The sequence below is a fragment of the Rhizobium sp. CFBP 13726 genome (assembly GCF_014841925.1).
GTDB lineage: Bacteria > Pseudomonadota > Alphaproteobacteria > Rhizobiales > Rhizobiaceae > Neorhizobium > Neorhizobium soli.
On the sequence record NZ_JACYUU010000002.1, the window covers coordinates 24,814 to 51,419 of the forward strand.

22 protein-coding genes are annotated in these 26,606 nt (G+C 60.6%); 12 read left to right on the forward strand and 10 right to left on the reverse strand.

Translation table 11 applies throughout. The features are described 5' to 3' along the window. Positions 1–218: 218 nt before the first annotated feature. Positions 219–1,424, forward strand: a complete 1,206-nt coding sequence (gene carA, locus IFT66_RS07180) for a glutamine-hydrolyzing carbamoyl-phosphate synthase small subunit (protein ID WP_192077186.1) — start codon at positions 219–221, stop codon at positions 1,422–1,424. A 42-nt stretch (positions 1,425–1,466) separates the two neighbouring features. On the opposite strand, the gene IFT66_RS07185 is transcribed toward carA, so the two are convergent. The 3 genes from IFT66_RS07185 to IFT66_RS07195 form a co-directional block, all read right to left on the reverse strand. Further along, on the reverse strand, positions 1,467–2,882 hold the full coding sequence (locus IFT66_RS07185; RefSeq protein WP_082476280.1) for an MATE family efflux transporter: 1,416 nt from the start codon (positions 2,880–2,882) through the stop codon (positions 1,467–1,469). A gap of 380 nt (positions 2,883–3,262) precedes the next feature. Beyond that, the gene (ypfJ, locus tag IFT66_RS07190; RefSeq protein ID WP_062576881.1) at positions 3,263–4,159 is read right to left on the reverse strand and encodes a KPN_02809 family neutral zinc metallopeptidase; all 897 of its coding nucleotides are present in this window, start codon (positions 4,157–4,159) and stop codon (positions 3,263–3,265) included. A gap of 100 nt (positions 4,160–4,259) precedes the next feature. Further along, positions 4,260–5,489, reverse strand: a complete 1,230-nt coding sequence (locus tag IFT66_RS07195; RefSeq protein WP_192077187.1) for an MFS transporter — start codon at positions 5,487–5,489, stop codon at positions 4,260–4,262. A 308-nt stretch (positions 5,490–5,797) separates the two neighbouring features. On the opposite strand from IFT66_RS07195, the gene carB reads away from it, so the two are divergent. Beyond that, positions 5,798–9,286, forward strand: a complete 3,489-nt coding sequence (carB, locus tag IFT66_RS07200; RefSeq protein WP_062576875.1) for a carbamoyl-phosphate synthase large subunit — start codon at positions 5,798–5,800, stop codon at positions 9,284–9,286. Positions 9,287–9,392: 106 nt separating this feature from the next. Beyond that, entirely contained in the window at positions 9,393–10,961 is a 1,569-nt protein-coding gene (locus IFT66_RS07205; protein WP_192077188.1) for an MFS transporter, read from the forward strand. Between the two features lie 4 nt (positions 10,962–10,965). Here IFT66_RS07205 and IFT66_RS07210 read toward each other — a convergent pair whose 3' ends face one another. From IFT66_RS07210 to IFT66_RS07220, 3 genes are all read right to left on the reverse strand, one after another. Further along, positions 10,966–11,343 carry a DUF6693 family protein gene (locus tag IFT66_RS07210; RefSeq protein WP_062455881.1) on the reverse strand — a complete coding sequence of 126 codons (378 nt, stop codon included), beginning with the start codon at positions 11,341–11,343 and terminating at the stop codon, positions 10,966–10,968. Between the two features lie 100 nt (positions 11,344–11,443). Continuing rightward, positions 11,444–12,895 carry a UdgX family uracil-DNA binding protein gene (locus tag IFT66_RS07215; protein ID WP_192077918.1) on the reverse strand — a complete coding sequence of 484 codons (1,452 nt, stop codon included), beginning with the start codon at positions 12,893–12,895 and terminating at the stop codon, positions 11,444–11,446. Beyond that, positions 12,895–14,127 (reverse strand): putative DNA modification/repair radical SAM protein, encoded by a 1,233-nt coding sequence (locus IFT66_RS07220; RefSeq protein WP_062455876.1) that lies wholly within the window; start codon positions 14,125–14,127, stop codon positions 12,895–12,897. The genes IFT66_RS07215 and IFT66_RS07220 overlap by 1 nt, the downstream gene beginning before the upstream one ends. A gap of 242 nt (positions 14,128–14,369) precedes the next feature. Between IFT66_RS07220 and greA the strand changes: the two genes are divergently transcribed. The 3 genes from greA (at position 14,370) to IFT66_RS07235 (ending at position 16,923) form a co-directional block, all read left to right on the forward strand. Then, a complete protein-coding gene (greA, locus tag IFT66_RS07225; RefSeq protein ID WP_062457929.1) occupies positions 14,370–14,846 on the forward strand; it encodes a transcription elongation factor GreA in 477 nt (158 codons plus the stop codon). A gap of 63 nt (positions 14,847–14,909) precedes the next feature. After that, on the forward strand, positions 14,910–15,962 hold the full coding sequence (locus IFT66_RS07230) for a glycosyltransferase (protein WP_192077919.1): 1,053 nt from the start codon (positions 14,910–14,912) through the stop codon (positions 15,960–15,962). Positions 15,963–16,032: 70 nt separating this feature from the next. Continuing rightward, positions 16,033–16,923: a 3-deoxy-manno-octulosonate cytidylyltransferase gene (locus tag IFT66_RS07235; protein WP_192077189.1), complete on the forward strand. Its 891-nt coding sequence runs from the start codon at positions 16,033–16,035 to the stop codon at positions 16,921–16,923. A 24-nt stretch (positions 16,924–16,947) separates the two neighbouring features. Here the strand turns inward: IFT66_RS07235 and IFT66_RS07240 are convergent, their stop codons facing one another. From IFT66_RS07240 to IFT66_RS07250, 3 genes are read right to left on the reverse strand one after another with little or no spacing between them, the layout of a single operon-like run. Next, positions 16,948–17,679, reverse strand: a complete 732-nt coding sequence (locus tag IFT66_RS07240) for a hypothetical protein (protein ID WP_192077190.1) — start codon at positions 17,677–17,679, stop codon at positions 16,948–16,950. A gap of 60 nt (positions 17,680–17,739) precedes the next feature. Beyond that, entirely contained in the window at positions 17,740–18,753 is a 1,014-nt protein-coding gene (locus tag IFT66_RS07245) for a Stealth CR1 domain-containing protein (RefSeq protein ID WP_192077920.1), read from the reverse strand. A gap of 49 nt (positions 18,754–18,802) precedes the next feature. Further along, positions 18,803–19,273, reverse strand: coding sequence for an Lrp/AsnC family transcriptional regulator (locus tag IFT66_RS07250; protein ID WP_062455864.1), 471 nt, complete (start codon positions 19,271–19,273; stop codon positions 18,803–18,805). Between the two features lie 341 nt (positions 19,274–19,614). Between IFT66_RS07250 and trxB the strand changes: the two genes are divergently transcribed. From trxB to IFT66_RS07270, 4 genes are all read left to right on the forward strand, one after another. Beyond that, positions 19,615–20,589, forward strand: a complete 975-nt coding sequence (gene trxB, locus IFT66_RS07255) for a thioredoxin-disulfide reductase (protein WP_062455861.1) — start codon at positions 19,615–19,617, stop codon at positions 20,587–20,589. Between the two features lie 2 nt (positions 20,590–20,591). After that, positions 20,592–21,494 (forward strand): LysR family transcriptional regulator VtlR, encoded by a 903-nt coding sequence (locus IFT66_RS07260; protein WP_062455858.1) that lies wholly within the window; start codon positions 20,592–20,594, stop codon positions 21,492–21,494. A 590-nt stretch (positions 21,495–22,084) separates the two neighbouring features. Continuing rightward, on the forward strand, positions 22,085–22,381 hold the full coding sequence (locus IFT66_RS07265; protein ID WP_062455854.1) for an ArsR/SmtB family transcription factor: 297 nt from the start codon (positions 22,085–22,087) through the stop codon (positions 22,379–22,381). 51 nt (positions 22,382–22,432) lie between these two features. Continuing rightward, positions 22,433–23,557, forward strand: a complete 1,125-nt coding sequence (locus IFT66_RS07270) for an alkene reductase (protein ID WP_062455851.1) — start codon at positions 22,433–22,435, stop codon at positions 23,555–23,557. An 80-nt stretch (positions 23,558–23,637) separates the two neighbouring features. On the opposite strand, the gene IFT66_RS07275 is transcribed toward IFT66_RS07270, so the two are convergent. Continuing rightward, on the reverse strand, positions 23,638–23,898 hold the full coding sequence (locus IFT66_RS07275) for a DUF2188 domain-containing protein (RefSeq protein WP_062455848.1): 261 nt from the start codon (positions 23,896–23,898) through the stop codon (positions 23,638–23,640). 199 nt (positions 23,899–24,097) lie between these two features. Here IFT66_RS07275 and IFT66_RS07280 point away from each other — a divergent pair, with 199 nt between their 5' ends. Both IFT66_RS07280 and IFT66_RS07285 read left to right on the forward strand, forming a co-directional pair. Beyond that, positions 24,098–25,210, forward strand: a complete 1,113-nt coding sequence (locus IFT66_RS07280) for a calcium:proton antiporter (RefSeq protein WP_062455845.1) — start codon at positions 24,098–24,100, stop codon at positions 25,208–25,210. A 124-nt stretch (positions 25,211–25,334) separates the two neighbouring features. Next, positions 25,335–26,555 carry a PQQ-dependent sugar dehydrogenase gene (locus IFT66_RS07285; RefSeq protein WP_192077191.1) on the forward strand — a complete coding sequence of 407 codons (1,221 nt, stop codon included), beginning with the start codon at positions 25,335–25,337 and terminating at the stop codon, positions 26,553–26,555. Positions 26,556–26,606 lie beyond the last annotated feature (51 nt).

A 26,606-nucleotide genomic window follows, 5' to 3' on the forward strand; every position in this document is an offset into this window, starting at 1 on the left:
CCGACACGGCAAAACTCACCGATTGCCGGCCTTTGCGCCCAGCTTTCTCATAAACGGCAATTGACCCGCTGTTCTGCCTTGTTTATGTCGAGGACCTGCACAACAATTGGATAGTGGGCCGCAAGCGGGTTTCCGCGCGCCCTTTTCTGCGACGAGAGATGACCTCGACACCCTGTTTTCCGTTTCGGGAAACGGGCCGCTGGGGCAGAAGGATGGATATGACCGCGACCACCCCTTGGACCACGAAAAAACCCACCGCCGTTCTCGTGCTTGCCGACGGAACCGTGATTGAAGGAACCGGCATTGGCGCGACCGGCAAGGTCACCGCCGAAGTGGTGTTCAACACCGCCCTCACCGGCTACCAGGAAATTTTGACCGATCCGTCCTATCTCAGCCAGATCGTCACCTTCACCTTCCCGCATATCGGCAATATCGGCACCAATGACGAGGACATCGAAGACCTGACACCCGCCGCACGCCGCGGCGCCGTCGGCACGATCTTCAAGGCCGATATCACCCAACCGTCGAACTACCGCTCGGCAAAGGATCTCGACGCCTGGCTGAAGAGCCGCGGCGTCATTGGCCTCTCTGGTATCGACACACGCGCGCTGACCGCCTGGATCCGCCAGAACGGTGCCCCGAACGCCGTGATCGCCCATGATCCGAACGGCAATTTCGACATCGAAGCGCTAAAGGCGGAAGCCAAGGCCTGGAGTGGTCTCGAAGGTCTCGACCTCGCCAAGGAAGCGACCTCCGGCCAGTCGTCGCAGTGGACCGAAAAGCCCTGGGTCTGGAACGAAGGTTCCGAGGAACTGAAGGCCGAGGATGCCAAGTATCACATCGTCTGCATCGACTACGGCGTGAAGCGCAACATCCTGCGCCTGTTCACCGGCCTCGACTGCAAGGTCACGGTTGTCCCGGCCCAGACCTCGTCGGAAGACATTCTGGCCCTGAAGCCGGACGGCATCTTCCTGTCGAACGGCCCGGGCGATCCGGCAGCCACCGGCGCCTACGCTGTCCCCGTCATTAAGGACATCGTCAAGACCGACATCCCGACCTTCGGCATCTGCCTGGGCCACCAGATCCTCGGCCTCGCACTCGGCGCCACGACCGAAAAGATGCACCAGGGTCATCACGGCGCCAACCACCCGGTCAAGGATCACACGACCGGCAAGGTGGAGATCGTGTCGATGAACCACGGCTTCGCGGTCGACTCGAAGTCGCTGCCGCAGGGTGTTGAGGAGACTCACATTTCGCTGTTCGACGGCACCAATTGCGGCCTGCGTCTATCGGGCAAGCCGGTCTTCTCCGTCCAGCATCACCCGGAAGCATCGCCGGGCCCCCAGGACAGCCACTACCTGTTCCGCCGCTTCATCAACATGGTGCGCGAGAACAAGGGAGAAGCAGCGCTCGCCGAGCGCTAAAACCTTCTCAAGTCACGGTTTCAACCAGATGGCCCGCTGCCCTCAGCGGGCCATTTGCTTATGGCGCTGCAAAAGAATCCAGAACCGTCCGCACAGGAAGAGAGCTGCGGCGGCAAGGCCGATCACGAAACCGAACCAGACACCCTCGCCGCGATAGCCGAGCGGAAATGCGAACACCCAGGCGCAGACGAAGCCGATCGGCCAGTAGGCGATCAGCGCCAGCAGCATCGGCACTTTCGTATCCTTCAATCCGCGCAAAAGCCCGGCCCCTACGGCCTGCAGCCCGTCGACCAGCTGGAAGATGCCGGCAATGACAATCAGCGGTGTGGCGAGCGCGAGCACCGCAGCGGCGTCCGGCTGGCTGGTGTCGAGGAAAAGCCCCGCCAGCGCGCCCGGCATCACGGCGTAAAGGACACCGCCGATCGCCGTGAAGATGATGCTGACGATCAGCACGGCCCCGCCGGCCCTTCGAACACCGACCATGTCGCCACGACCGTTAGCAAGACCGACCCGAACCGTTGCGACCTGCGCCAGACCCAGCGGCACCATGAAGGCGATCGAGGCAAGCTGCAGCGCAATCCCATGGGCGGCAAGCTCGAGCTTGCCGATACTGCCCATCATCAGCGAAGCCGCCGCAAACAGGCTCGTTTCGGCAAGGATCGTGAAGCTGATCGGCAGTCCGAGCAGGAAGACTTCCCGAACCATCGACCAGTCAGGCTTCCAGAAGCGCACGAAGAGTTCGTAAGCGCGCATGGCGGGCTGCGCCTGCACATAGGCAATCGCGATCAGGAAGCCGACCAGGTTGGCGGACACAGCAGCGATCGCCGCGCCATGAAGACCCAGCTGCGGCGCTCCGTAATGGCCGAAGATCAGCAGATAGGCGACGATCGCGTTCATGATGAACATGCCGATCGTGATGTAGAGAACGATCCCGCCCTTCTCCAGCCCGGTCACGAAGCTGCGCAATGCCATCAGGCCGAGCGCCGGGAACATGCCCCACTGCGCAATGCGCAGATAGCTCTGGGCATTGGCCGCGACATCGGGCGCCTGACCGAGGCCGAGCAGCATCGGTTCGCTGAACCAGAGCAGCGGCGCGACAACCGTGCAATAGGCAATCACCACCCACAGCCCCATGCGCACCGACCGGCGCACGCCGATCCGGTCACCGTGGCCGAGCGCCTGCGCAACCAGCGGCACGACGGCGCTGGTGAACCCGGTGCCAAAGATGAACACGACGAAAAACAGCTGCGTGGCAATGACCACGGAGGCAAGTTCGGTCGTCCCAAGCCAGCCGACCAGAATGACGTCGGTCGTATGGATCGCCATCTGCGCAAGCTGGGCTCCCACCAGCGGGATGCCGAGCGCAAACGTGCCGCGCAGATGCGACGACCAGGAACGATCCGTAATGACGGCGTCATGCGGCGCAGATGCACCGGCAGTGTTCGGCAAGCCCGACATCGATAAATCCTACAAATGGAAAAAGCCGCTTCCAGAAACGGTCAGCGGCACGGTACCCTGCCTATAAAGAAGGCATCGGGGTTCATCAAGGCTCGGCACCGATCCAGCAAAAATTGTAGGGCGAAGTTCACCAACGTTGATGGGTGACGTGACAGGTCTGACGGACCGATCGATAGGAGGATGGTGCGGCCAGGAACTTGGCCTTGTCCATCGCCGCCGGCTGGTGCCGAATGCAGCCCGGCATAGGTCCCGGCTTTGCGGAGCCGAGCATGCCGAAATCGGGAGGGTGCGGGCGATCGGTTTCGCCGCCCACACGATATTTCGAAGATTGATCTCTCAGTCACGGCTCTGCTGCTCGGCGGAGCAGCAGAGATCACTGCTCAGACATTGCCCGAGAACGTGTCGCAGGCCTTCATGTCGCCGGTGTCGAAGCCCTGCTTGAACCAGCGCATACGCTGCTGCGAGGTGCCGTGGTTGAAGCTTTCCGGGACGACATAACCCTGACTGCGCTTCTGCAGCGTGTCGTCGCCGATCTGCTGGGCGGCGTTCAAAGCCTCCTCCAGATCGCCGCTTTCGAGAAAGCCCTTCTGCTGGGTCCGCTTGCCCCACACGCCGGCAAAGCAGTCCGCCTGAAGCTCGACGCGAACCGACATGCGGTTGGCCTCGGTCTCGCTCATATTCTGCCGCGCCTGGTTGAATTTCGGCAATACGCCGAGCAGGTTCTGGACGTGATGCCCGACTTCATGCGCGACCACATAGGCCTCGGCAAAATCACCTCCGGCCCCAAGCCGCTGGCTGAGTTCCTTGAAGAACTCCGTATCCAGATAAACCTTGCGGTCACCCGGGCAGTAGAACGGGCCGCTTGCCGACGACGCAAAACCGCAGGCAGACCGAACCTGACCGCCGAAGAGAACCAGCGTCGGCTCCTCGTAACGAGCGCCGTTGCTCTGGAAGATTTCGTTCCAGGTGTCTTCGGTATCAGCAAGGACGGTGCGGACGAAACCGGTCATCTCGTCTTCAGCCGGCGTACGCGGCGCCTGCTGCGTGGTGCTGGTGCCCGTATCCATGCCGGTATCGCCGCCCGAAAGAAGCGTCAGCGGATTGATGCCCGTGACCCAGCAGATGATCAGCACGACGACGATGCCGCCGATGCTCAATCCACCACCGCCACGTCCGCCGCCACCGATCGGGATGCGGAAACCGCCACCGCGGCCACCCATCGAGGCACCCCGTTGATCCTCGACATTGTCGGATTGCCGACGCCCTTTCCATTCCATATCGCACCCCAGGTTCTAATAAGTTCGGTCGGAAATGATCCTTGACGACGATATAGAACAGGCCCGCCAAATATCCATGTCGGGATGTCAGGCTGTTGGCTCAGGCGACCCTGAGCTGCGCCTTGCTGGGCAGGAACACGGTGAGAAGGCCAAGCGCCGGCAGGAAGGCGCAGATGGAATAGACAAAACTGATGCCCCTGTGGTCGGCGATGATCCCGAGCACGGCGGCGGCGATGCCACCCATGCCGAAAGCGAGCCCGAAGAAGATGCCGGCGATCATTCCCACCCGGCCAGGGACCAGCTCCTGCGCCATGACGATGATGGCCGGGAACGACGACGCCATCACCAGCCCAACGATACCCGACAGCACGATCGTCATCGGCAAATTCGCAAACGGCATCGCCAGCGTGAACGGCAGCACGCCGAGAATGGAGATCCAGATCACCACCTTGGAGCCGAACCGGTCGCCGATCGGACCGCCGATCAACGTGCCCAGCGCCGTCGCGCCCAGAAACACGAACAGCATGATCTGCGACGACTGCACGGTGACGCCAAAGCGCTCGATAACGAAGAACGTGTAATAGCTGCCGATCGCCGCCATGTAGATGTTCTTCGAAAACGTCAGGATCGCCAGCACGACCAGCGCCACCATCACCGTGCGCCGCGGCAGGCTGTGGATGCCAAGGCTCTTCTTGCGCCCCTTGTTGGCCAGCATGTGCGCCTTGTACCAGCGCGCGACCCAGGAGAGGATCACGATGCCGAGGAGCGCGATTGCCGAAAACCAGGCAACACTGCCCTGCCCCATCGGCACGATAATGAAGGCCGCCAGCAGCGGCCCGATCGCCTGTCCGAAATTGCCGCCCACCTGAAAGGTCGCCTGCGCAAAACCATAGCGCCCGCCGGACGCAAGCCGCGCCACCCGCGACGATTCCGGATGAAACACCGCCGACCCGATGCCGATCAGCGCAGCCGCCACCACAAGCATCAGATAGACATGCGAACCGGCGAGCAGGAACAGCCCCACAAACGTCGCCCCCATACCGATCGGCAGCGAGTACGGAAACGGCTTCTTATCGGTGATGATGCCGATCACCGGCTGCAGCAGCGATGCGGTGCACTGGAAGGCCAGCGTCAGAATGCCGATCTGCCAGAAGTCGAGATTGTAGTCGGCCTTGAGCATCGGATAGATCGCCGAGATCATCGACTGCATGATGTCGTTGAGCATATGGCAGAAGCTGACCGCAAAAATGATCGGCATCACCGTTTTGTCGGCGGGAGCGGGTGCGGCGGCCGCGGGTTCAATCGCGGCATTTGAAGTAGCATCGGCCATGGTTTCCTCCGCGCAAGCGGTCGTCATCATGGAGGGCCGTTGCTGCTTATATTATTGTTTGCGCAATCTACTGGTGCGGTTGCAACCTGTCCATGTCACTAAACCCCGTTGCGGTACGCCTCGAAACGCGCGGGCAAATCTACCCGGCAGCCATGTCGATTCCTGTCGATATGCTCAATTATGGGGTTCCGTTCCCCGGCACATTTCCCTATAAGCCGCGTCTAGCCAGAAAAAACATGCGCACGCCACCCGACCGGAGCTTCACGCCCCGTGCCGGTTTTTCGCGCAGAAAAAAGTGGATAGAGATCATGCCGAAGCGCCAAGACATCAAATCGATCCTCATCATCGGGGCGGGCCCGATCGTCATCGGCCAGGCATGCGAATTCGACTATTCCGGCACCCAGGCCTGCAAGGCGCTGCGCGAAGAAGGTTACCGGGTCATTCTGGTCAACTCCAACCCGGCAACGATCATGACCGACCCGGGCCTGGCCGACGCCACCTATATCGAGCCGATCACCCCGGAAGTGGTGGCCAAGATCATCGCCAAGGAACGCCCTGACGCGCTTTTGCCAACCATGGGCGGCCAGACGGCCTTGAACACCGCACTGTCGCTGAAGAGAATGGGCGTGCTCGACCGCTACAATGTCGAGATGATCGGCGCCAAGCCCGCCGCCATCGACATGGCCGAAGACCGCGCCCTCTTCCGCGAAGCCATGAGCCGCATCGGCCTCGAAACACCGAAGTCGATGCTGGCCAATGCCACCGACATCAAGGATGCCGACCGCAAGACGCACGAAGCCGAGCGCAACAAGGTCAAGGCCGAACTGTCCGGCGCCGAGCTCGACAAGGCGCTCGACGCGCTCGAAAACCAGTGGAACCTCGGCGAAACCGACCGCAAGCAGCGCTATATCAGCCACGCGATGGCGATTGCGGCACAGGCTATCGACGTCGTCGGCCTACCCGCCATCATCCGCCCGTCCTTTACCATGGGCGGCACCGGCGGCGGCATTGCCTACAATCGCTCGGAATTCTTCGAGATCATCGGCGGCGGCCTCGATGCCTCGCCGACCACCGAAGTGCTGATCGAGGAATCGGTTCTCGGCTGGAAGGAATACGAGATGGAAGTGGTCCGCGACACCGCGGATAACTGCATCATCATCTGCTCGATCGAAAACATCGACCCGATGGGCGTCCACACCGGCGACTCGATCACCGTCGCACCGGCCCTGACGCTGACCGACAAAGAATACCAGATCATGCGCAACGCATCGATCGCGGTCCTGCGCGAGATCGGTGTCGAGACCGGCGGTTCCAACGTCCAGTTCGCGGTCAACCCGGCCGATGGTCGTCTTGTCGTCATCGAAATGAACCCGCGCGTATCGCGGTCTTCGGCGCTCGCCTCCAAGGCGACAGGCTTCCCGATCGCCAAGGTCGCGGCAAAGCTTGCGGTCGGATACACGCTCGACGAACTCGACAACGACATCACCGGCGGCGCGACCCCTGCCTCGTTCGAACCGTCGATCGACTACGTCGTCACCAAGATCCCGCGCTTTGCCTTTGAGAAATTCCCGGGCGCCTCGCCGGTGCTGACCACCGCCATGAAGTCGGTCGGTGAAGTCATGGCGATCGGCCGTACCTTTGCCGAATCGCTGCAGAAGGCGCTCCGCGGTCTTGAAACCGGCCTGACCGGTCTCGACGAGATCGAGATCCCCGGCATGGAAGAGGGCGAAGGCTCCAAGAATGCCATCCGCGCCGCGATCGGCACGCCAACGCCGGACCGTCTGCGCCAGGTCGCCCAGGCTCTCCGTCTCGGTCTCTCCGAAGCCGAAGTGCATGAAGCCTGCAAGATCGACCCGTGGTTCATCGCCCAGTTCAAGGCGATCGTCGACATGGAAGCCCGCGTTCGCGAACACGGCCTGCCTGCTGACGCCGAGAACCTGCGCATGCTGAAGGCCATGGGCTTCTCAGACGCCCGCCTCGCCAGCCTGACCAAGAAACGCCCGAAGGAAGTCGCGGAACTGCGCAACGCGCTCAACGTGCGGCCGGTCTTCAAGCGCATCGATACCTGCGCTGCCGAATTCGCGTCGCCGACCGCCTACATGTACTCGACCTACGAGACGCCGTTCGTCGGCGAACTGCGCTCGGAAGCCGAAGTCTCGACCGCCAAGAAGGTCGTCATCCTCGGCGGCGGTCCGAACCGCATCGGCCAGGGCATCGAGTTCGACTATTGCTGCTGCCACGCCGCCTTCGCCCTGAAGGATGCCGGCTACGAAGCGATCATGATCAACTGCAACCCCGAGACCGTATCGACCGACTACGACACGTCCGACCGCCTCTATTTCGAGCCGCTGACGGCCGAAGACGTGATCGAGATCCTCCGCGCGGAACAGGAAAAGGGTGAAGTGGTCGGCGTCATCGTGCAGTTCGGCGGCCAGACACCGCTGAAACTCGCAGAAGCGCTCGAAAAGAACGGCATACCGATCCTCGGAACGGCGCCCGACATGATCGACTTGGCCGAAGACCGCGACCGCTTCCAGAAGCTTCTTATGAAGCTTGACCTGACGCAGCCGAACAACGGCATTGCCTACTCGGTCGAACAGGCCCGCCTGGTAGCGTCGGAAATCGGCTTCCCGCTGGTCGTTCGCCCATCCTACGTTCTCGGCGGCCGCGCCATGCAGATCCTGCATTCGGAAAGCCAGCTGCAGAGCTACCTGCTCGATACGGTGCCGGAACTGGTGCCTGAGGATATCAAGCAGCGCTACCCGAACGACAAGACCGGCCAGATCAACACGCTGCTCGGCAAGAACCCGCTTCTGTTCGACAGCTACCTCTCCAACGCCATCGAAGTCGATGTCGACTGCCTCTGCGACGGCACCGACGTCTATGTCGCCGGTATCATGGAGCATATCGAGGAAGCCGGCATTCACTCGGGCGACAGCGCCTGCTCGCTGCCACCGCGCACGCTGTCCAACGAGATGATCGACGAGCTGGAACGCCAGGCAACGTCGATGGCCAAGGCGCTTAACGTCGTCGGCCTGATGAACGTCCAGTTCGCCATCAAGGACGGCACCGTCTACGTGCTCGAAGTCAATCCGCGTGCCTCGCGCACGGTGCCCTTCGTGGCCAAGACCATCGGCGCGCCGATCGCAAAGATCGCCGCCCGTGCCATGGCCGGCGAAAAGCTCGACGCGATCTTTGCGGCCTACGGCACCAAGCCCGATCCGCGCAACCTGAAGCATATCGCGGTCAAGGAAGCGGTCTTCCCGTTTGCCCGCTTCCCCGGCGTCGACATCCTGCTCGGACCGGAAATGCGTTCGACCGGCGAAGTGATGGGTCTCGATACGGACTTCGCGCTCGCCTTTGCCAAGAGCCAGCTCGGTGCAAGCGTCGAACTGCCCCGCGACGGTGCGGTCTTCGTGTCGGTCCGCGACGACGACAAGCCACGCGTGCTGCCGGCCATCCGCATGCTGAAGGAAATAGGCTTCAAGGTCATCGCCACCGGCGGTACCGCCCGCTTCCTCGCCGAAAACGGCATCGAGTCGACCAAGATCAACAAGGTCTTGGAAGGACGCCCGCATATCGAGGATGCCATCCGCAACCGCCAAGTCCAGCTCGTCATCAATACGACGGATTCAAACAAGGCGATCTCGGACTCGAAATCGCTGCGCCGTGCAACGTTGATGCAGAAGGTGCCGTATTACACGACGATATCAGGTGCCGAATCCGCTGCGATGGCGATCAAGGCGCTGAAGGCCGGCAATCTCGAAGTGCGTACGCTGCAAAGCTACTTCGCGTAACACTCTCCAACGGGCGCCTCTGGCGCCCGTTTTCTTTGCTGGCCCCGCGGTTGCCCGATCCTGAGACGTGCGGTAAATCCGCAAGCCGATATCTGGGAGAGGAACGATGCAGACGCCGTCGCAACATCCGGGCCACGAGCCTGCCGGTCGCCGGGAATGGATCGGTGCCTGCGTCCTGTCGATCGCCTGCCTGATCTACTCGATGGACTTGTCCATCCTGTTTCTCGCCGTCCCCGCGATCGTTGTGGATCTCGATCCGTCGGCGTCCGAACTGCTCTGGATCAACGATATCTACGGCTTCATGGTCGCCGGTTTTCTCGTCACCATGGGCACGCTCGGAGACCGGATCGGCCGCCGCCGCGTGCTGCTGATCGGCGCATTCGCCTTCGGGATCGCCTCGGCACTTGCCGCCTTCTCATCGACAGCGCAGCAACTCATCGCCGCCCGTGCGCTTCTCGGCATTGCCGGCGCGACGATCGCGCCCTCGACCCTGTCGCTGATCGTCAACCTCTTCAAGAACGAAGCCGAGCGAAACCGGGCGATCGGCATCTGGGGAACAGCTTTCGCACTGGGCGGACTAATTGGCCCGCTCCTCGGCGGCTTTCTCCTGCAGTATTTTCACTGGGGCTCGGTGTTTCTCATCAACATTCCGATCATGCTGGTGCTTCTGGTCGTCGCCCCGTTCCTATTGCCGGAATACAAGAGCCCGGAAAGTGCCAAGCTCGATCTCGTCAGCGTCGTCCTGTCGCTCGCGACCGTGCTGCCGGTGATCTACGGCTTCAAGCACATGGCGGCAGATGGGTTCCAGAGCCAGCATCTGATCCCGATCGCGGTCGGCGTTGCGTTCGGCGTCCTGTTCATCCGCCGTCAGAAGCGCCTGACGCAGCCTCTGATCGACCTCAAGCTGTTTGCCATCCCCGCCTTCACCGCCTCGCTTCTCGTCAATCTCGCGGGCATGTTCTTCGTCTTTGGGGTGTTTCTCTACCAGAACCTCTTCCTGCAGTTCGTGCTCGGCCTGTCCCCGCTCGAAGCCGCCCTCTGGTCGATCCCGTCATCGATCGTCTTCACGGTCATGTCGCTGCAGGCCTACCGTTTTACCAACCGGTTCGGTCCGGTGAACACCGTCCTCATCGGTCTCGTCATCAACGCGGCCGGCATGTTGTCCATGTCGATCGCTGCCTACTCGGAGAGCCTCTACGGCGTCCTCGGCTCGACCATGATCATCGCGATCGGCTTCGTGCCCGTCGTTCTGACGACGACTGGCCTGATCGTTGGCACGGCGCCACCGGAACGCTCCGGCTCGGCCTCGGCGATTTCCGAAACCAGCGCCGAATTCGGCGGCGCCCTCGGTGTCGCCCTTCTCGGCAGCTTCGGCACACTGGTATATCGCATTCTAATGGATGGCGCGGATGTTACCGGCCTCGACCCTGCCCAGGCAGCGACGGTCAGGGCGACCATCGGCGGCGCCGTCGAGACGGCCCGCGGGCTCGGCGGAAGCGCTCTTCAGGCAGGCGAAGGCCCGGTCTGGCTGGAGGCCGCCCGGCAATCCTTCTCGACGGGTTTTGCCAGCTGCTGCCTCCTCGCCTCACTGGTCCTGCTTATCCTCGCAGCGACTGCTCGCACGATCTACGCCCGCGCCCATATCGACGAAAGCGCGATCGGCTCGGGACACTGAGCTGTCAGATATAAACGAGCCTTGTCCTGTTGAAGCAGAGCCGCAAGGTGCGGAAGACGTAGAACACAAGACCGATCCCGAGCGTCACGATGGAGATCAGGATCCAGATCAGGATGTGACCTATCATCTCCGCCAGGTTGAGTTCACATTCGAGCCGGGCGATCCGCTGGCCGTCCCGGCCGATCAGGTAGGTCTTGTTGATGATGCTCTTGTAGAAGTAGTAAACCGCGAAGAACGCACCGATCCCAAGTGTCAACACACTGATGATCACCCAGAGTATGATATACCCGACCGCCTCCATTAGCGAATATTCGCACCGAAGCGTGGATCCGAAAGGTTGCGTCTTGAATGGCGGTGTGACCGCAACGTCTGTATTCGACATATTCCCCAGCTATAGTCTTGAGAGACCCCGCCGAATACAGCTTTCATTTCAAGACGAAGTCAATTGAAACCTGGGCCTACCAATGAACCTGATGCCTCGCTTACGAAACCAGGCGTCCGATCGCTACGATATCCTCTTTGAACCGCGCTACCTCCTCCGCCTTTCGCCCCTGATCGGCAATGCGAAGCAGGTAGGACGGATGCACGGTGACAAACAGCATCCGACCGTTCTGCATGGCAATCGGCCTGCCCCGGACGTCCTCCAGCTTGTGGCGCATCTCGGTCAGTGAAAACAGCGCGGTCGCACCCATCGCGACGACCAGCTTGGGCTGCACCAGATCGAGTTCTTGGACGAGCCACCAGCGACACTGCTGCACCTCGCCCATATTTGGCTTCTGGTGAATGCGCCGCTTGCCGCGTGGCTCGTATTTGAAATGCTTCACCGCATTGGTGATGTAGAATTGCGTCCGGTCGATCCCGGCCGCGCTCACCGCCTCGTTGAACACTTTGCCCGCCGGCCCGACGAAGGGACGCCCGGCCAGATCCTCCTGATCGCCCGGCTGCTCGCCGACGATCATCACCTTGGCATTGACAGGCCCCTCGCCGAAAACCGTCTGGGTCGCCATGCAATGGAGGTCGCAGCGGGTGCAGCGACGTGCTTCATCCCGCAAGGCCTCGATTGTACCGGCGGTCGGCCCTTCTGGCGTGGGCACCCGTGCTGCGGCTTCCTGGATGCGATGGTGGAACGCCAGGGGTTCACTCGCCGCCTTGCGTCCCATCTCGATCACACTTGCCTCGGCGCTGGCGATCATGCCCGGAATAAGCTCGGCCTCGGGCAGGTTCTTCCAGTACTTCTTCGGCATTTCCGACATCATCATCTTCACCTTCAGCCGCGCGGGGTTGAAGATATTGGCATAGTACGTCCGCCACAGATCGTCCGTGTCGTCGCGAAGGTCTGGCTTTTCGGCGGGCTCATCGCTGGTCCGCAGGGTCTCGCCATCCCAGGACGCCGAACCCCTGGGCGTCACGATCAGCCAGTCCATGTCGTTGAAACGACGCTGGAAAAACGGGGCCACACGGTCGATGATAAAATGATCAGGCTCGAACCAGGACACAAAGCGCCGGCGTCCGGCAACACCCTCCGGCAGTGGAATTTCCTTGAAACGGACGAAGGCGGTCATCTTGTGATAGTCGCGGCCGATCGACTTCGACATCCGGTTTGCCGCCACCACATCTGGATCGGTCGCCATACCCAGAAAATTGCGCCCGTGCGCCATGCGAAACAGCATCCGGTAGAGAAGCGAGAACCGCGTCGGATCGGAATGGCAGATGACCGAGGCGGCAAGCTTCAGAAAGGCTGGAGGAACACCCTGCGTCACCGGCTTGTTGACAGGCGCAGGCAACTGGTTGCCGTCCAGCCCGAACAATCCGTCCGTGTCGTCTATCGTGCGCCACTCGACGCGATCAGGTGCGATGCCGGCCGCCAGATAGGCACGCGCAGCATCGCGCCACTCGGTCAGATCGCCTCTCCCCCGCAACAAGACTCGGTACATCATAGAAGCGACAGCTGCTCCGGCTTTGGCTGGAACATGGATCGCAGATCGGCCCGGTCGGCAAGCTTGCGCGGTGTCCACCCTTCGCAGGTGATAAAGGGCTGTACCTTCTTCAGAGACACGCTCAGCCGCTTTAAATCCTCCAGCCGCAGCTTGCGAAACCTGCGCGACGACAGGATCGCTCCGACGGTCTTGGTCCCGAAACCCGGCACCCGCAGCAGCGTCTCCTTGTCCGCCCTGTTCACATCGACCGGAAACTTGTCGCGGTTGCCGAGCGCCCACGCAAGCTTCGGATCAAGGTCTAGATCCAGCATGCCGTTTTCCGTGGACGCCGTAATCTCGCCGATCTCGAACCCGTAGAACCGGTAAAGCCAGTCCGCCTGATAGAGCCGATGCTCGCGCATCAACGGCGGCTTGATCAGCGGCAGTGTCTTCGACGAGTCCGGGATCGGACTGAAGGCGGAGTAATAGACGCGTTTCAGGCTGTAGCTGCCATAAAGTCTGGCGCTCGTCCCAAGAATGGTCGCGTCGTTGGCGCCGTCTGCCCCGACGATCATCTGCGTGCTCTGGCCGGCAGGCGCGAACCGCTTGCGACGCTTGGTCTGCAGCGTCGGATCGCGCATTTCCTCGATCTTCAGGCGCAGATCGCCCATCGAGCGACGAATATTGGCGGGCCGCTTTTCCGGCGCAAACTGGCTGATCCCGGCATCGGTCGGCAGTTCGATGTTGATCGACAGACGGTCGGCATAAAGCCCCGCCTCCTCGATCAGCTGCTGCGACGCTTCCGGGATCGTCTTCAAATGGATGTAGCCGCGAAAATTATGAACGGTCCGCAATTCCCGCGCGATCCGTACCATGTCGCCCATCGTGTGATCGGACGAGCGGATAATCCCCGACGACAGGAACAGACCCTCGATATAATTGCGCCGATAGAATTCCAGCGTCAGCCAGATAACCTCTTCGGGCGTGAACCGGGCGCGCTCGACATTGCTGGAGGAACGATTGATGCAGTAGGCGCAATCGTAGATGCAGAAATTCGTCATAAGGATTTTCAGAAGCGAGATGCAACGGCCATCCGGGGCATAGGCATGGCAGATGCCGGACCCTTCGGTCGAACCCAAACCGCCGGATACCGACGAATCTCTCTTCGATGTCCCGCTGGAGGCGCAGGAGGCGTCGTACTTGGCAGCGTCCGACAGGATCGCCAACCGTTCTTTCAGCGACTTCTTCATTAGTGCGTTCTCTATATGTTCTTTATGACTGCGTCAACCCGTTGACAAATCGAGGGACGTTTGATTCATTCAACTCCAGCTGGCGCATCTGACACCGTTTCGATTTTCCTAGCGGGAGCAGTCGAAATTCTGTTATGATGCCCTAAATTCAGATGCTGCAGATGGTTCCGAAGTTACCGCTCCGGAACCTGTTTCTTTTTGTGTCCGCGGCATCCGCGGACATGCGCCTTAAGGACAAGAAAATGGTTGAAAAGGTACCGATGACGCCGAAGGGGTTTACCCAGTTGCAGGAAGAACTGCGCTGGCGCCAGCAGGAGGAGCGTCCCCGCATCATCGAAGCGATTGCGGAAGCGCGCGCCCATGGTGACCTTTCGGAAAACGCCGAATACCACGCGGCCAAGGAAGCCCAGAGCCACAATGAGGGCCGCATCGGCGAGCTGGAAGATTTTACGGCCCGCGCCGAAGTGATCGACCTCTCCAAGATGTCCGGTTCCACGATCAAGTTCGGCGCAACCGTCAAGCTGATCGATGAAGATACCGAAGAGGAAAAGACCTATCAGATCGTCGGCGATCAGGAAGCCGACGTGAAGGCTGGCCGCATCTCGATCTCTTCACCCATCGCCCGTGCCATGATCGGCAAGGAAAAGGGTGACAGTATCGAAGTCGTCGCCCCTGGCGGCTCCAAGGCCTACGAGATCCTCGCCATCTCCTGGGGCTGATCGCTCGTGAAAAGGTCTGGCGAAGTCGCCACGGAGATGGGCAGCGGTAGCGCTCCCGGCTCCGTGGTCGATATATCCGATATCGAAGTGATCGCGCCGAACTTCAAGAAGCGGCTCTCCGGCGTGACGTCCACGATCGTCCAGCTGATTCCGGTGCAAAGGGCAAAGGGTCAGAAGATCGCGGTCCTTGGGCCAGGCCTGCCCTCCCACCTTCCCCACATCCGCTATGCCGACCTTCCCGCGCTGTGGTCACCGCCATCAGGGCGGCGCGCCCGTGTCTGGCATGCCCGCCGCAATATCGAAATGCTGCCCGGCCTCTTCATGCGCGATGTGCTGCGGATGCCGCTGAAGCTCTTGTTTACCTCCGCCGCGCAACGAACCCATTCCGCCTGGACGGGTTTTCTGATCAGCAAGATGGATGCGGTCGTCGCGACGTCTGCACGATCGGGTTCATACCTGAGAGTGCCCTATAAGGTGGTGCACCACGGCGTCGATCTCGATCTCTTTCGTCCCTCCGGCCCATCCGACCCTTCCTCCCCGGCAGATGGTTTCGGCAAGCATCTGATCGGATGCTTCGGGCGCGTTCGGCATCAGAAGGGCACAGACCTTTTCGTGCGCGCCCTGATCGAACTGTTGCCGTCCTATCCCGAATGGACGGGCGTCGTCTGCGGGCGTGTCACGCCGGACAACAAGGTTTTCGGCGATGCGTTGAAAGCCGATGTCGCCATGAGCGGTCTGACAGATCGCATCCTGTTCATGGGCGAAGTGGACGACATCAAGCCTTGGTACCGTCGCCTGTCTCTGTATGTGGCACCGTCCCGCAATGAAGGCTTCGGACTGACGCCGCTCGAGGCGATGGCATCGGGAACCGCAGTCGTTGCAAGCGATGCCGGCGCCTATTCCGAAATGATCGTCGAGGGCGAGACCGGATCGGTTGTTCCGGCCGGCGATTACACGGCGCTTCGCGATGCGCTGCGCACCTATTTCGAAAACCCTGCACTGGCCCGCCAGCAGGGCTGGAGCGGTCGCGAGCATGTTCGCGTCGCCTTCGCTATCGAAAAGGAAGCCAACAGTCTGGCGGAAATCTACGAAACGCTTTTAGAGACTAGACCATGAAAACTTCAGAGGCATTCGGTGCCACGCAACCGGTCCGGCTCTGCCCGCATCTGCATGGAGGACGCTTCGAATGACGGAACTTTCTGCCGGGATGGCGCAGCACAGACCGACGACGAGCGGACTTTTGAGCGAGGGAGACTGGCAGCAGTTTTTCGCCGGCTATTCCCACATCGTCCTTGTCGCCAACAGTGACGAGCAGAACTTCAACGAGATCCACGCCGCCTATCCGGAAACGACGCTGTTCGTCTTTTTCAACTACGTCAGCAAGGTGCTGAAAGCGCCGTTCACGCGCAATTCGCTGCTGGTGGCACGCACCAGCCGCGTCGGGTCCGAACTGATCTACGACAACGCTCTCGACAAGGTGCTGGCCCTGCTGCCGGGCCCCGGCTTTACCGGCGTCATGAGCATGCGCGCCGCCACGATGGAACAGGTGACGGAACCGGCCGAGTTCGGCGGCGTCGCAGCAGGTGCCATCGACCTTTGCAGCTACCTCGAAGATTTCTACCCGCGCGACCATACCGCCAGTTCAGGCTTCGCCCTTTCGGTCTGGCTCTGCGAAAAGGTGCCGCAGGCGAAGGTCGTGCTTTGCGGTTTCTCGGGACGCCGCAGCCGCAAGTGGCAGATGTTCCACATCCACGACTGGACGTTCGAACAGTCAGTGCTGCAACTGCTCGCCAACAGCGACAAGCTCGAAATGGCAGGAAGAACAGCTTTCAATCCCTACAAGGCGCTGTCGCGCCACTTCCCCGATATCGACAACAGCAACTTCGTGTTCGCGGCGATCCAGGTCCTTTCCGAACGGCTGGAAAACAGCAACCGCAACCTCGGCAAGCTGATCACGATCACCATGCCGCTTCGCGTCATCTACAATCTCGCTAGAGGTCTGCGGATCAGGTCCAAGAAGGACAGGCTGGTCAAGCAGCGCAAAAAGCAGCGAGCGAAGAATGGCGAGCCATCCTGAACTGGGACAGCTTAAGCGCCTGCTCTACCACCACCCGCTGCGATCGCGGTGGTGGAGCGCTCGTAACCGGCTGAATGCCGTGTCGTTCTCCTGCAGGCGGTCGTAGATCGCCTTCGCGATCTCGCCGGCAATTCCCTGCTTGAAAAAGGGATCGAGCCGCCAGCGCATGTTTCGCAGCGTGTCGTCGGTCCCCACCTTGAACAGATACATCCCGTTGAACCTGTGCATCGGCGCACCTTGCGTCTGTTCGATCGCCTCTTGCGAGACAGGACGCTCGTCGCCGCCATGGATAAAGCGGTCGGTCTCGTAGACCTTGATCGTGTTGGCAAGCGAGGAGCCGATCATGGCGATCGCCCTTGCCGTCATGTCCTCGTCGAGATCGGCGATGCTGTCGCTCGCGGAGATCAGCCAACGCAGATCGAGATGCGCGGTGAGGAACGGCGCTTCATTCTGCCACAGCGTCTTGAACTGCTGGTACGTCTCCCGGACATTATATTCGCGCCGCATCAGGACGATAAGCTGTGCATGATAGAACAGCAGTTCCGGCTGGCCTTTGAACTCCAGTCTCAGGTTCGCCATGTGATCGTCGAGCGACTTCTGCTTGCCCGACCGGTGCTCGCGATCCGAGACCTCGATCAGCCGCTGCTTCATGCCCGCGTAATCCTGGTCGAGCTTGGCGTATTTCGCAGCTCCCCAGCGCTTGCGGTAGCGGTTGAAGGACAGCAGTGCCTCAAGCTTACTCTTCTTGCGTACCACGCACGTTCTCCAAGTCTTGCTGCCGTAGCCTCGGCAGTCCTGTCTACACCGGTAACCTCGTCAGCCCGCCGCCCGCAGGTGTTCGATAAGCCGGTGCGGCAGATGGGTGTGAAATTTCGTTATCATCACGTCAGTCAGCGCCCGGCGAAGCTCGATGTTGAGTTCGTCCTGGCTCTGGATACATCCGAACGGCGTCGACCCCTGTTCGATCATGGCGAGCACAGGTGCGACCGCCCGCTTCTGCCGCGGCTTGATATAGGCCGTGCGGTGTTCGGGTAACGGGGTCGCGCCAAAGCGCTCCATCTCGAGATGATTGGCAAGCGCAACCGGCGAATGCTGGGCGATGTTGCGAAAGCGATGGGAGAGCTGCTGGCGAAGCACGTCGGGATGCGCTGCATAGTAATCGGCAAGCGTTGAGCGTCTGACCGCGTGAAAGTAATGGCCGACCTGCAGAAACCGGTTCTTCGCACCCGCCAGCTCTGCCCCCTTCTCCTGCGCGACGGTAAAGCTCGGAACAGCGTTGGACGCTTCCGCCCGCTGCCGCTTGAACCACCGCAGGCACTGCTTGAGGCGGGATCGCAATCCGCTTTTCACGCGCCCGTAAATCATCGGCTTGCCGTCGCGAAAGAACGCGGAGGCAGATGTCGGAGCGTTCAGAAAGAAGTCGTCATTGCTGTAGACGAAATTCTCGCAAAGCCCCGGAATATTCCAGACCGCAGCCTCGATCGACAGCGAGTTGAACGTCGGCAGCACGGCCGGAAGCCCGTCGAAGACCACGTTGTGATCAACGATGGCGATGAAATCTTCCGTGCAGAAACCCGCCTGCGCAAAACTGTCGACGAATTCCGGCTTCTGCCCGTCCGTGACGATGTGAATTTTGGTGATGAACGGCGCGTATTTCAGCACGGAGGCGATGAGATAGTAGATCTCGCCGTTATCGGCAAACCGCGTCGGGCTGGATGCCACCGCGTGCGAACTCGACGCAACGTCATCGTATTGCAGGCGCTTCGCGCGATGATCCGGGTCCGAACCATCAACCCAGGTGATCACAAGCTCGATGTCGTGGCTGGACATGCTCTGGTTCCTGCTCCCTGCCCCTCGGACGATCTCGATCGAGACGACCCTAGATCTGCACGACCGGCGCATCCTTGACCTGCCGGATCGTCAGCATGGTGCGAACCGTATCGACATTGTCGACCGCGGTCAGATCCTCGATGACGAAATCCTGGAAGACGGTGAGGTTCTCGGCCACGCATTGCAGCAGGAAATCGGTCTCGCCGGAGACCATCCAGGCCTGACGCACCAAAGTCCGCGTTTCCATATCCGCCGCGAAGGCCTTCAGCTTGCTGTCCGACTGCTGCTTCAGTCCCACCATGCAGAAGGCGACAAGATCGTATCCGAGCAGCGACGCCTGCAGCATGGCGCGATAACCCTTGATGATGCCGTTCTCTTCCAGCTTGCGAACGCGCCGCAGACAGGGCGGCGCCGATATGCCGACCCGTTCGGACAGCTCGACATTGGTCATGCGTCCGTCCTTCTGCAATTCGCGAAGGATCTTCAGGTCGATGGTATCGAGTTCGACTTTCACGACCATGTGTAGTGCCTGCCTTCAAAATTGACGGGAGCACGCAGGCTCCCGGGTATCCATCTCGGTGTCGCGAAGACATACAATAACATCGTTCCGACGCAAGAAAATTTCGCGCGCCGGTCCAGTTGTTGTCAACCGAGGTGCACGTGGAGACACATCCAATCGCAGTTGACCTGCCGTTTCTGCCGGGCGGTTCCAACTGTCTTGTTGTTATCGCAAGGCTGCCCTTGCAATGTTGCATGGATGGCCCTTACATGACGTGTCAAAAGCGGCAGACCGAATAATGGCTTCCTATATGAGGAAGCGGCGCCAGGCGCCCGACACGGTCTTGGAAAGGAAACGTCATCATGTCCGCCCGTCATACAGAGGTTCTGATCATCGGTTCCGGCCCCGCCGGCTATACAGCTGCGGTGTACGCAGCGCGTGCGATGCTGAAGCCGGTCTTGATTGCAGGCATGGAACAGGGTGGTCAGCTGATGATCACCACCGACGTTGAAAACTATCCGGGCTTTGCCGATCCGATCCAGGGCCCCTGGCTGATGGAACAGATGCTGCAGCAGGCGGTCCACGTGGGCACGGAGATCGTCAACGATCTCGTGACCGAGGTCGAGATGAATCATCGCCCCTTCACGGTCCGCACCGATTCCGGCACCGTCTGGACTGCCGATACGATCATCATCGCGACCGGTGCGAAGGCCAAATGGCTTGGCATCGAAAGCGAGCAGCAGTTCCAGGGTTTTGGCGTCTCCGCCTGCGCCACATGCGACGGCTTCTTCTATCGCAACAAGGATGTGATCGTGGTCGGCGGCGGCAACTCCGCAGTCGAGGAAGCGCTCTATCTCTCCAATATCGCGAAGACCGTGACGGTCGTCCACCGGCGTGATTCGTTCCGTTCGGAAAAGATCCTGTCCGAGCGCCTGTTCCAGCGCCCCAACGTCAAGGTCATGTGGAACACCGAAATTGCCGAGGTCACCGGCAAGCCGGCCCGCGCGCCGCTGCCGCCATCGGTCGAGGGTGTGCGCCTGCGTGACACCAGGACCGGCACGATCTCCGACCAGCCGATCGACGGCGTGTTCGTGGCAATCGGCCATGCGCCCGCGACCGAACTCTTCAGGGACAAGCTGAAGATGAAGAACGGCGGCTATCTCTGGACGGCGCCTGATTCAACAATGACCGACGTTCCCGGCGTGTTTGCCGCGGGCGACGTCACCGACGACACCTTCCGACAGGCGATCACCGCCGCCGGCATGGGCTGCATGGCAGCGCTCGAAGCCGAACGTTACCTCGCCGGCATTCAGCCGGTTGCCATTGCTGCGGAGTAAGCATGGGCGTACCTCTCGACTGGGACAAGCTGCGCATCTTCCACGCTGCGGCGGAGGCGGGATCCTTCACCCATGCAGCAGACAAGCTGCATCTGTCCCAGTCGGCAATCAGCCGGCAGGTCAGCGCGCTGGAACAGGACGTCGGCGTCAAACTGTTCCACCGCCACGCCCGCGGCCTTATCCTCACCGAACAGGGAGAGCTTCTTTATCGCACCGCGCATGACGTGCTTCTGAAGCTCGAGACCGTGAAGATGCAGCTGACCGAGACGACGGAAAAGCCGTCGGGCAAGCTGCGCGTCACGACGACGGTCGGCCTTGGCCAGGGCTGGCTCACCGACAAGGTGCAGGAGTTCCTGCAGCTTTATCCGGAAATGTCGATCCAGCTCATCCTCGATAACGAGGAAGTCGACGTCAACATGCGCCATGCGGACTGCGCCATCCGCCTTCGCCAGCCGCAGCAGTCGGACCTGATCCAGCGCAAGCTGTTCACCGTGCACATGCACGTCTATGCAGCCCCCTCCTATATCAACCGCTATGGCGAACCGCAGTCGGTCGAGGACCTCGACACCCACCGCATCATTTCCTTCGGCGAGCCTGCCCCGAATTACCTTCTCGACGTCAACTGGCTTGAATCCGCCGGCCGTTCTTCGGACAATACCCGCACGCCCCACCTGCAGATCAACAGCCAGACCTCGATCAAACGAGCCTGCCTGCTTGGTATCGGCATCGCTTGCCTGCCCGACTATATCGTCGGCCGCGACCCTGGGTTGATCCAGCTGACGCTGAGCGCCGACATCCCTTCATTCGACACTTACTTCTGCTACCCGGATGAAATGAAGAACGCTGCAAAGCTCAAGGTCTTCCGCGATTTTATCGTCGCCAAGGCGCGTAACTGGAATTTCTGATCGCTGTCGAAGACGTTTCGCTCAGAATGGGCACCGGGATTCTCGCAGCGATTTCATACACGACTCAGTGACTAGAGTAAGCTGTGCAGAACGTGCATGGCAGTCCTGCGCAAAAAAGCGTTGCCGCTTGCCCAAAAAACCATCATATCGCACTCAGCTGATGCATATGGTGGCTTTCCTCCCAGTTCCACCGCAGCAGCTGTTCCCCTCTGGAGGTTGTTTTTAACCTTCATAATTATAAGGGCCCTGGAGTGATCCGGTGGCCCTCTTTTTTTGCCGTGCGGTTTGCCGGCCCGCCGCAGTTCTCGGCTGCCTGCCAGAGTAATTGGACCGAAACGGTCAATATTTCGGCCACCCCCCTTGCTCTCACAAATCGCTGCGCCCATATAGGGATCAGCCGGAGCAATTGATGACGTCCCCGTTATCAGCGCCGGCTGTTCCCCTCTGGAGGTTTTAGACCTTCACACCTGACGGGCCTCGGAGCAATCTGGAGGCCCTTTTTTTTGCCTTCCTCAAAAAAATGGGAACGTCATTCCTTTAAATCGTCTTCAGACGATCTATATATCGGTTAGAGACGATATGGAAAGACGATGGATCGCACCGAGATACTGAAAGCACTGTCCCATCCGACGAGGATTGAGTTCCTCGAATGGATGAAGCAGCCCGAGCAGCATTTTTCCGACCAGGATCATCCGCTCGAAATGGGCATCTGTGCCAAGCAGTTCGAAAGACGATGTGGTCTGTCGCAATCGACCGTCTCTGCGCATCTTTCGACCCTCGAAAAAGCCGGCCTCGTGAAAACGAGCCGGGTTGGTCAATGGGCGTTCTACAGCCGCGACGAGGAGAAGATCGCAGACTTCGTGACCAATCTTCGCTCCGCTCTCTGAATGCCACCCCTTAACTCAATCACTCCCAAAGCAGCATGGAAGGATATTCCTGTGACCTCACTCTTTGAACCGGTAAAGTTCGGCGACATCGAACTGAAGAACCGCGTCGTCATGGCGCCGCTCACCCGCAACCGTTCGCCGAAGGCGATCCCCAACGATCTCAACATCGCCTATTACGAACAGCGCGCCTCGGCGGGCCTCATCATCACCGAGGGCACCCCGGTCAGCCAGCAGGGACAGGGCTATGCCGACGTTCCGGGCCTTTACCTCGCTCCGGCCATCGACGGCTGGAAGAAGGTGACGGAAGCCGTTCACAAGAAGGGCGGCAAGATCGTTACCCAGATCTGGCACGTCGGTCGCGTTTCGCATACCTCGCTGCAGCCGAATGAAGGCGCACCCGTCGCGCCTTCCGCACTGGGCGCCAAGGGCAAGACCTACATCATCAACCCGGATGGCAGCGGCGCGTTTGCCGATACATCGGAGCCGCGCGCTCTCGAACTTTCCGAGATCCCGGGCGTCGTTGCCGATTTTGCTGCCGGTGCAAAGGCTGCGATCGAGGCCGGCTTTGACGGCGTCGAAATCCACGGCGCCAATGGCTACCTCATCGACCAGTTCCTGAAGACTGGCGCCAACCTCCGCGAAGACGAATACGGTGGCTCCGTCGAGAACCGCGCCCGGTTCGCGCTCGAAGTCGTTGACGCCGTTGCTGCAGCCATCGGCAGCGGTCGCGTCGGCATTCGCCTGTCGCCTGTTACGCCTGCCAACAACATCACCGAAGATGCGCCGCAGACGGTCTTCGACTATCTGGTCAAGGAACTGGCGACCCGCAACCTGTCCTTCATCCACGTCATCGAGGGTGCGACCGGTGGTGACCGCGACTATGTCCAGGGCGGCAAGCCGTTCGATTACCAGGAACTGAAGGATACCTACCGCAACGCCGGCGGCACTGGCGCCTGGGTGGTCAACAATGGCTATGAAAAGGATACGGCTGAAAAGGCTGTGGCCAGCGGCTATGCGGATGGCGTCGCCTTCGGCAAGCTGTTCATTGCCAACCCGGATCTGGTCGAGCGTTTCAAGACAAACGCGCCGCTCAACGAGCCGGACAAGAACACATTCTACGGCGGCGGCGCAAAGGGTTATACCGACTACCCGTCGCTTGAATCAGCAGAAGCCTAAGCTTTAGGCTCTACTTCCTGAAATCGGCCATGCCTGGCACAAACCCCGGGCATGGCCTTCTTTTTGGTCGCAGCGAATGCTTAGCGCGCGTCCGCCTGATCGCCATCCACAACTTCGGCTTCGGGACGGTCACCGCCGTCGCTGTGCTCGGTGTGCCAGACGCCCTTTGCGTCCTGCCAGCTGATCTCTTCGGGCTCACCACCCACCTGCTGTTCGGCAGCCACAATCCGGGCCGCCTGCAGCGCGTCGTTGTGGTTCGGGAATGTTTCGGAATAAACGTCGCCCAGTCGATAGGCCCAGCCGCCATCATGTGGCACGATTGTGTAAACGACCTTGGTCATAGATCCTCCTGTATGTTTTTCGTGGCTGCCCGACCGGTCTCGGTCCAGAAGGCCGCGTAGAGCAAAAAAGCCGGAATACGCCGCGAAGTTCCTTCCACTGGCGAGGATAATGGCACCAAAGACCGATTATCGCAAACCGTCCTCTGTGCAGGTCGACCGACAACCCTAGTTTCTCCGAGATCGTTTCCAGGAGCTTCCAGTGCAAATCGCGACCCACCTCCGGCAGGAGAAATTCCTGCTGATCGCCCTCGTTGTCGCCATTCTCGGCTTCTTCATCGAACACTCAATTCTGGAGGCCGGAAAGACGGTGTCGCTGATCGCAGCAGCGCTCTTCGTCGGCGTGATCGTGCTTGCATCGACACGTGTCGCGCATCATGCGGAGGTTTTGGCGCACAAGGTTGGCGACCCCTATGGCACGATGATCCTCACCCTGTCCGCGGTGGCGGTCGAGGTCCTGATCCTCGCCATCATGATGGGTTCGAATTCCTCACCGACGCTGGTGCGCGACACGATCTATTCGGCGGTGATGCTGGATATCAACGGCATTCTTGGCCTCGCGGCCCTGCTCGGTGGCCTGCGCCATGGCGAGCAACCCTATAACGACGATTCAAGCCGCACCTACACTGTCATGATCATGACGGCGGTAGGCATTTCGATGATCGTGCCGGAATTCGTACCGCGTGAAAGCTGGCACTACTATTCCGCCTTTACCATCTGCGCGATGATCGCGCTCTACGGCGTCTTTCTCAAGATGCAGGTCGGGCCGCACAGCTACTTCTTCAGCTACACCTATCCGCGGACCCAGAAGGCGGCAGCCGCCGGGACAGCGTCCGCGCCTCAGGAGGAGGCCGCCGAGGATTCCGCGGCCGTATCGATCGGCATAATTCTTCTGGGCGTTCTGATCATCGGCTTCCTGGCGGAATTCATGTCGGTCTTCATGGGCGAAGGCCTGGAAGGCTCCGGCGCGCCGATCGCGCTGACCGCTGTCGTTGTCGCCGCCATCTCCGCCGCGCCGGAAATCCTGACCGCCATGCGGGCGGCGCTCAAGAACCGCATGCAGTCCGTCGTCAACATCGCCATGGGCGCGTCGCTCTCGACGGTCATTCTCACCGTCCCGGTCATGGAAGGCATCGCGCTCTATACCGGCCAGCCCTTCATCATGGCGATGACGCCGGTCCAGACGGTGATGGTGGCAATCACGCTCGTGGTTGCGGCGATCAACCTCAACGACGGCCAGACGAACGCAATCGAGGGCATGACCCATTTTGTGCTGTTTGCGACCTTCATCATGCTGACGATGATCGGATTGTGACATCTGCAATAAAGAAGAGTTGAACACCCTGTGTTCGGTCTTCGGGACTGGCCGCCCTAGATGGGACAATGTCTGGCGAGCGATCGCCACTGAAAGGCATCAAGACAAAGTCCGGAGGTGACCCATGAAACGCACGAACATCTTCCTTGCAGGCACGGCCCTGGCTCTCGCACTGGTCGGCGCTCCCGCGATGGCGCAGACCGGTGGCAAACCGGTTCAAACAGGCGCTCCAAATGCGAAGGATCAAAAGCCTGCCTTCACCGGTCAGACCCGCGCAGCGCAGCCGGCGGAAATGCCTAAGATCACCACCGAAGTCGTTGCCGAAGGGCTTCCGCACATCTGGTCTATGGAATTTCTCCCCGATGGCCGCATGCTGGTGACCGCCAAGGAAGGCGCGATGCATATCATCAAGGACGGCAAGCCCGGCCCTGCGATCGAAGGCGTTCCGAAAGTCCTGTCCGCTGGCCAGGGCGGTCTTCTCGACGTGGCGCTCGCACCGGACTACGAAACATCCGGAATGATCTTCTTCTCCTTCTCAGAAGAGCGTGAAGACGGCAACGGCACATCCGTCGCCTCCGCCAAGCTCGTCGCCAACGACGATGGCGGCGGCAAGCTGGAAAACGTCAAGGTGATCTTCCAGCAGATGCCAAGCTATGACGGCAACAAGCATTTCGGCTCGCGCCTCACCTTTGGCCCCAACAACGAGCTCTATGTCACGGTCGGCGAGCGGTCCGATCCGGAGCCGCGTGTCCAGGCACAGGATCTCAAAAGCGGTCTTGGAAAAGTCTTCCGCATCGACATGGACGGCAAGGCCCTGCCCGACAATCCATTCGTTGATCAGGCCGAAGCGCGACCGGAAATCTGGTCCTACGGCCACCGCAATCTCCAGTCAGCAGCGCTCGATGGCAACGGCCGCCTCTGGACGGTCGAACATGGCCCCAAGGGCGGCGACGAGTTGAACCGACCGGAAGCCGGCAAGAACTACGGCTGGCCGGAGGTTACCTACGGCGTCGAATATAGCGGCGGCAAGGTGGGCGACGGCATCACCGAGAAGGCTCAGACCGAACAGCCCGTCTATTACTGGGATCCGGTCATCGGCCCCTCCGGCATGGCCTTCTACGATGGCGATGCGATCCCCGAATGGAAGGGCGCATTCCTGGTCGGCGGCTTGGTAACCCAGGGCGTGGTGGTCCTGCATATGGATGGCGACAAGGTGAGTCACGAAGAACACGTTCCGCTCAAGGCCCGCATCCGCGACGTCAAGGTCGGCCCCGATGGCGCCGTCTACGCCGTCACCGAAACCCGCTCCGGCTCCTCGACGATCGTCAAGCTAACCAAGGCTTAAACGCAGGATCCTCGAAAAGGGGCTCGGTCGGGGCTATAGCCGTGGCCCGCC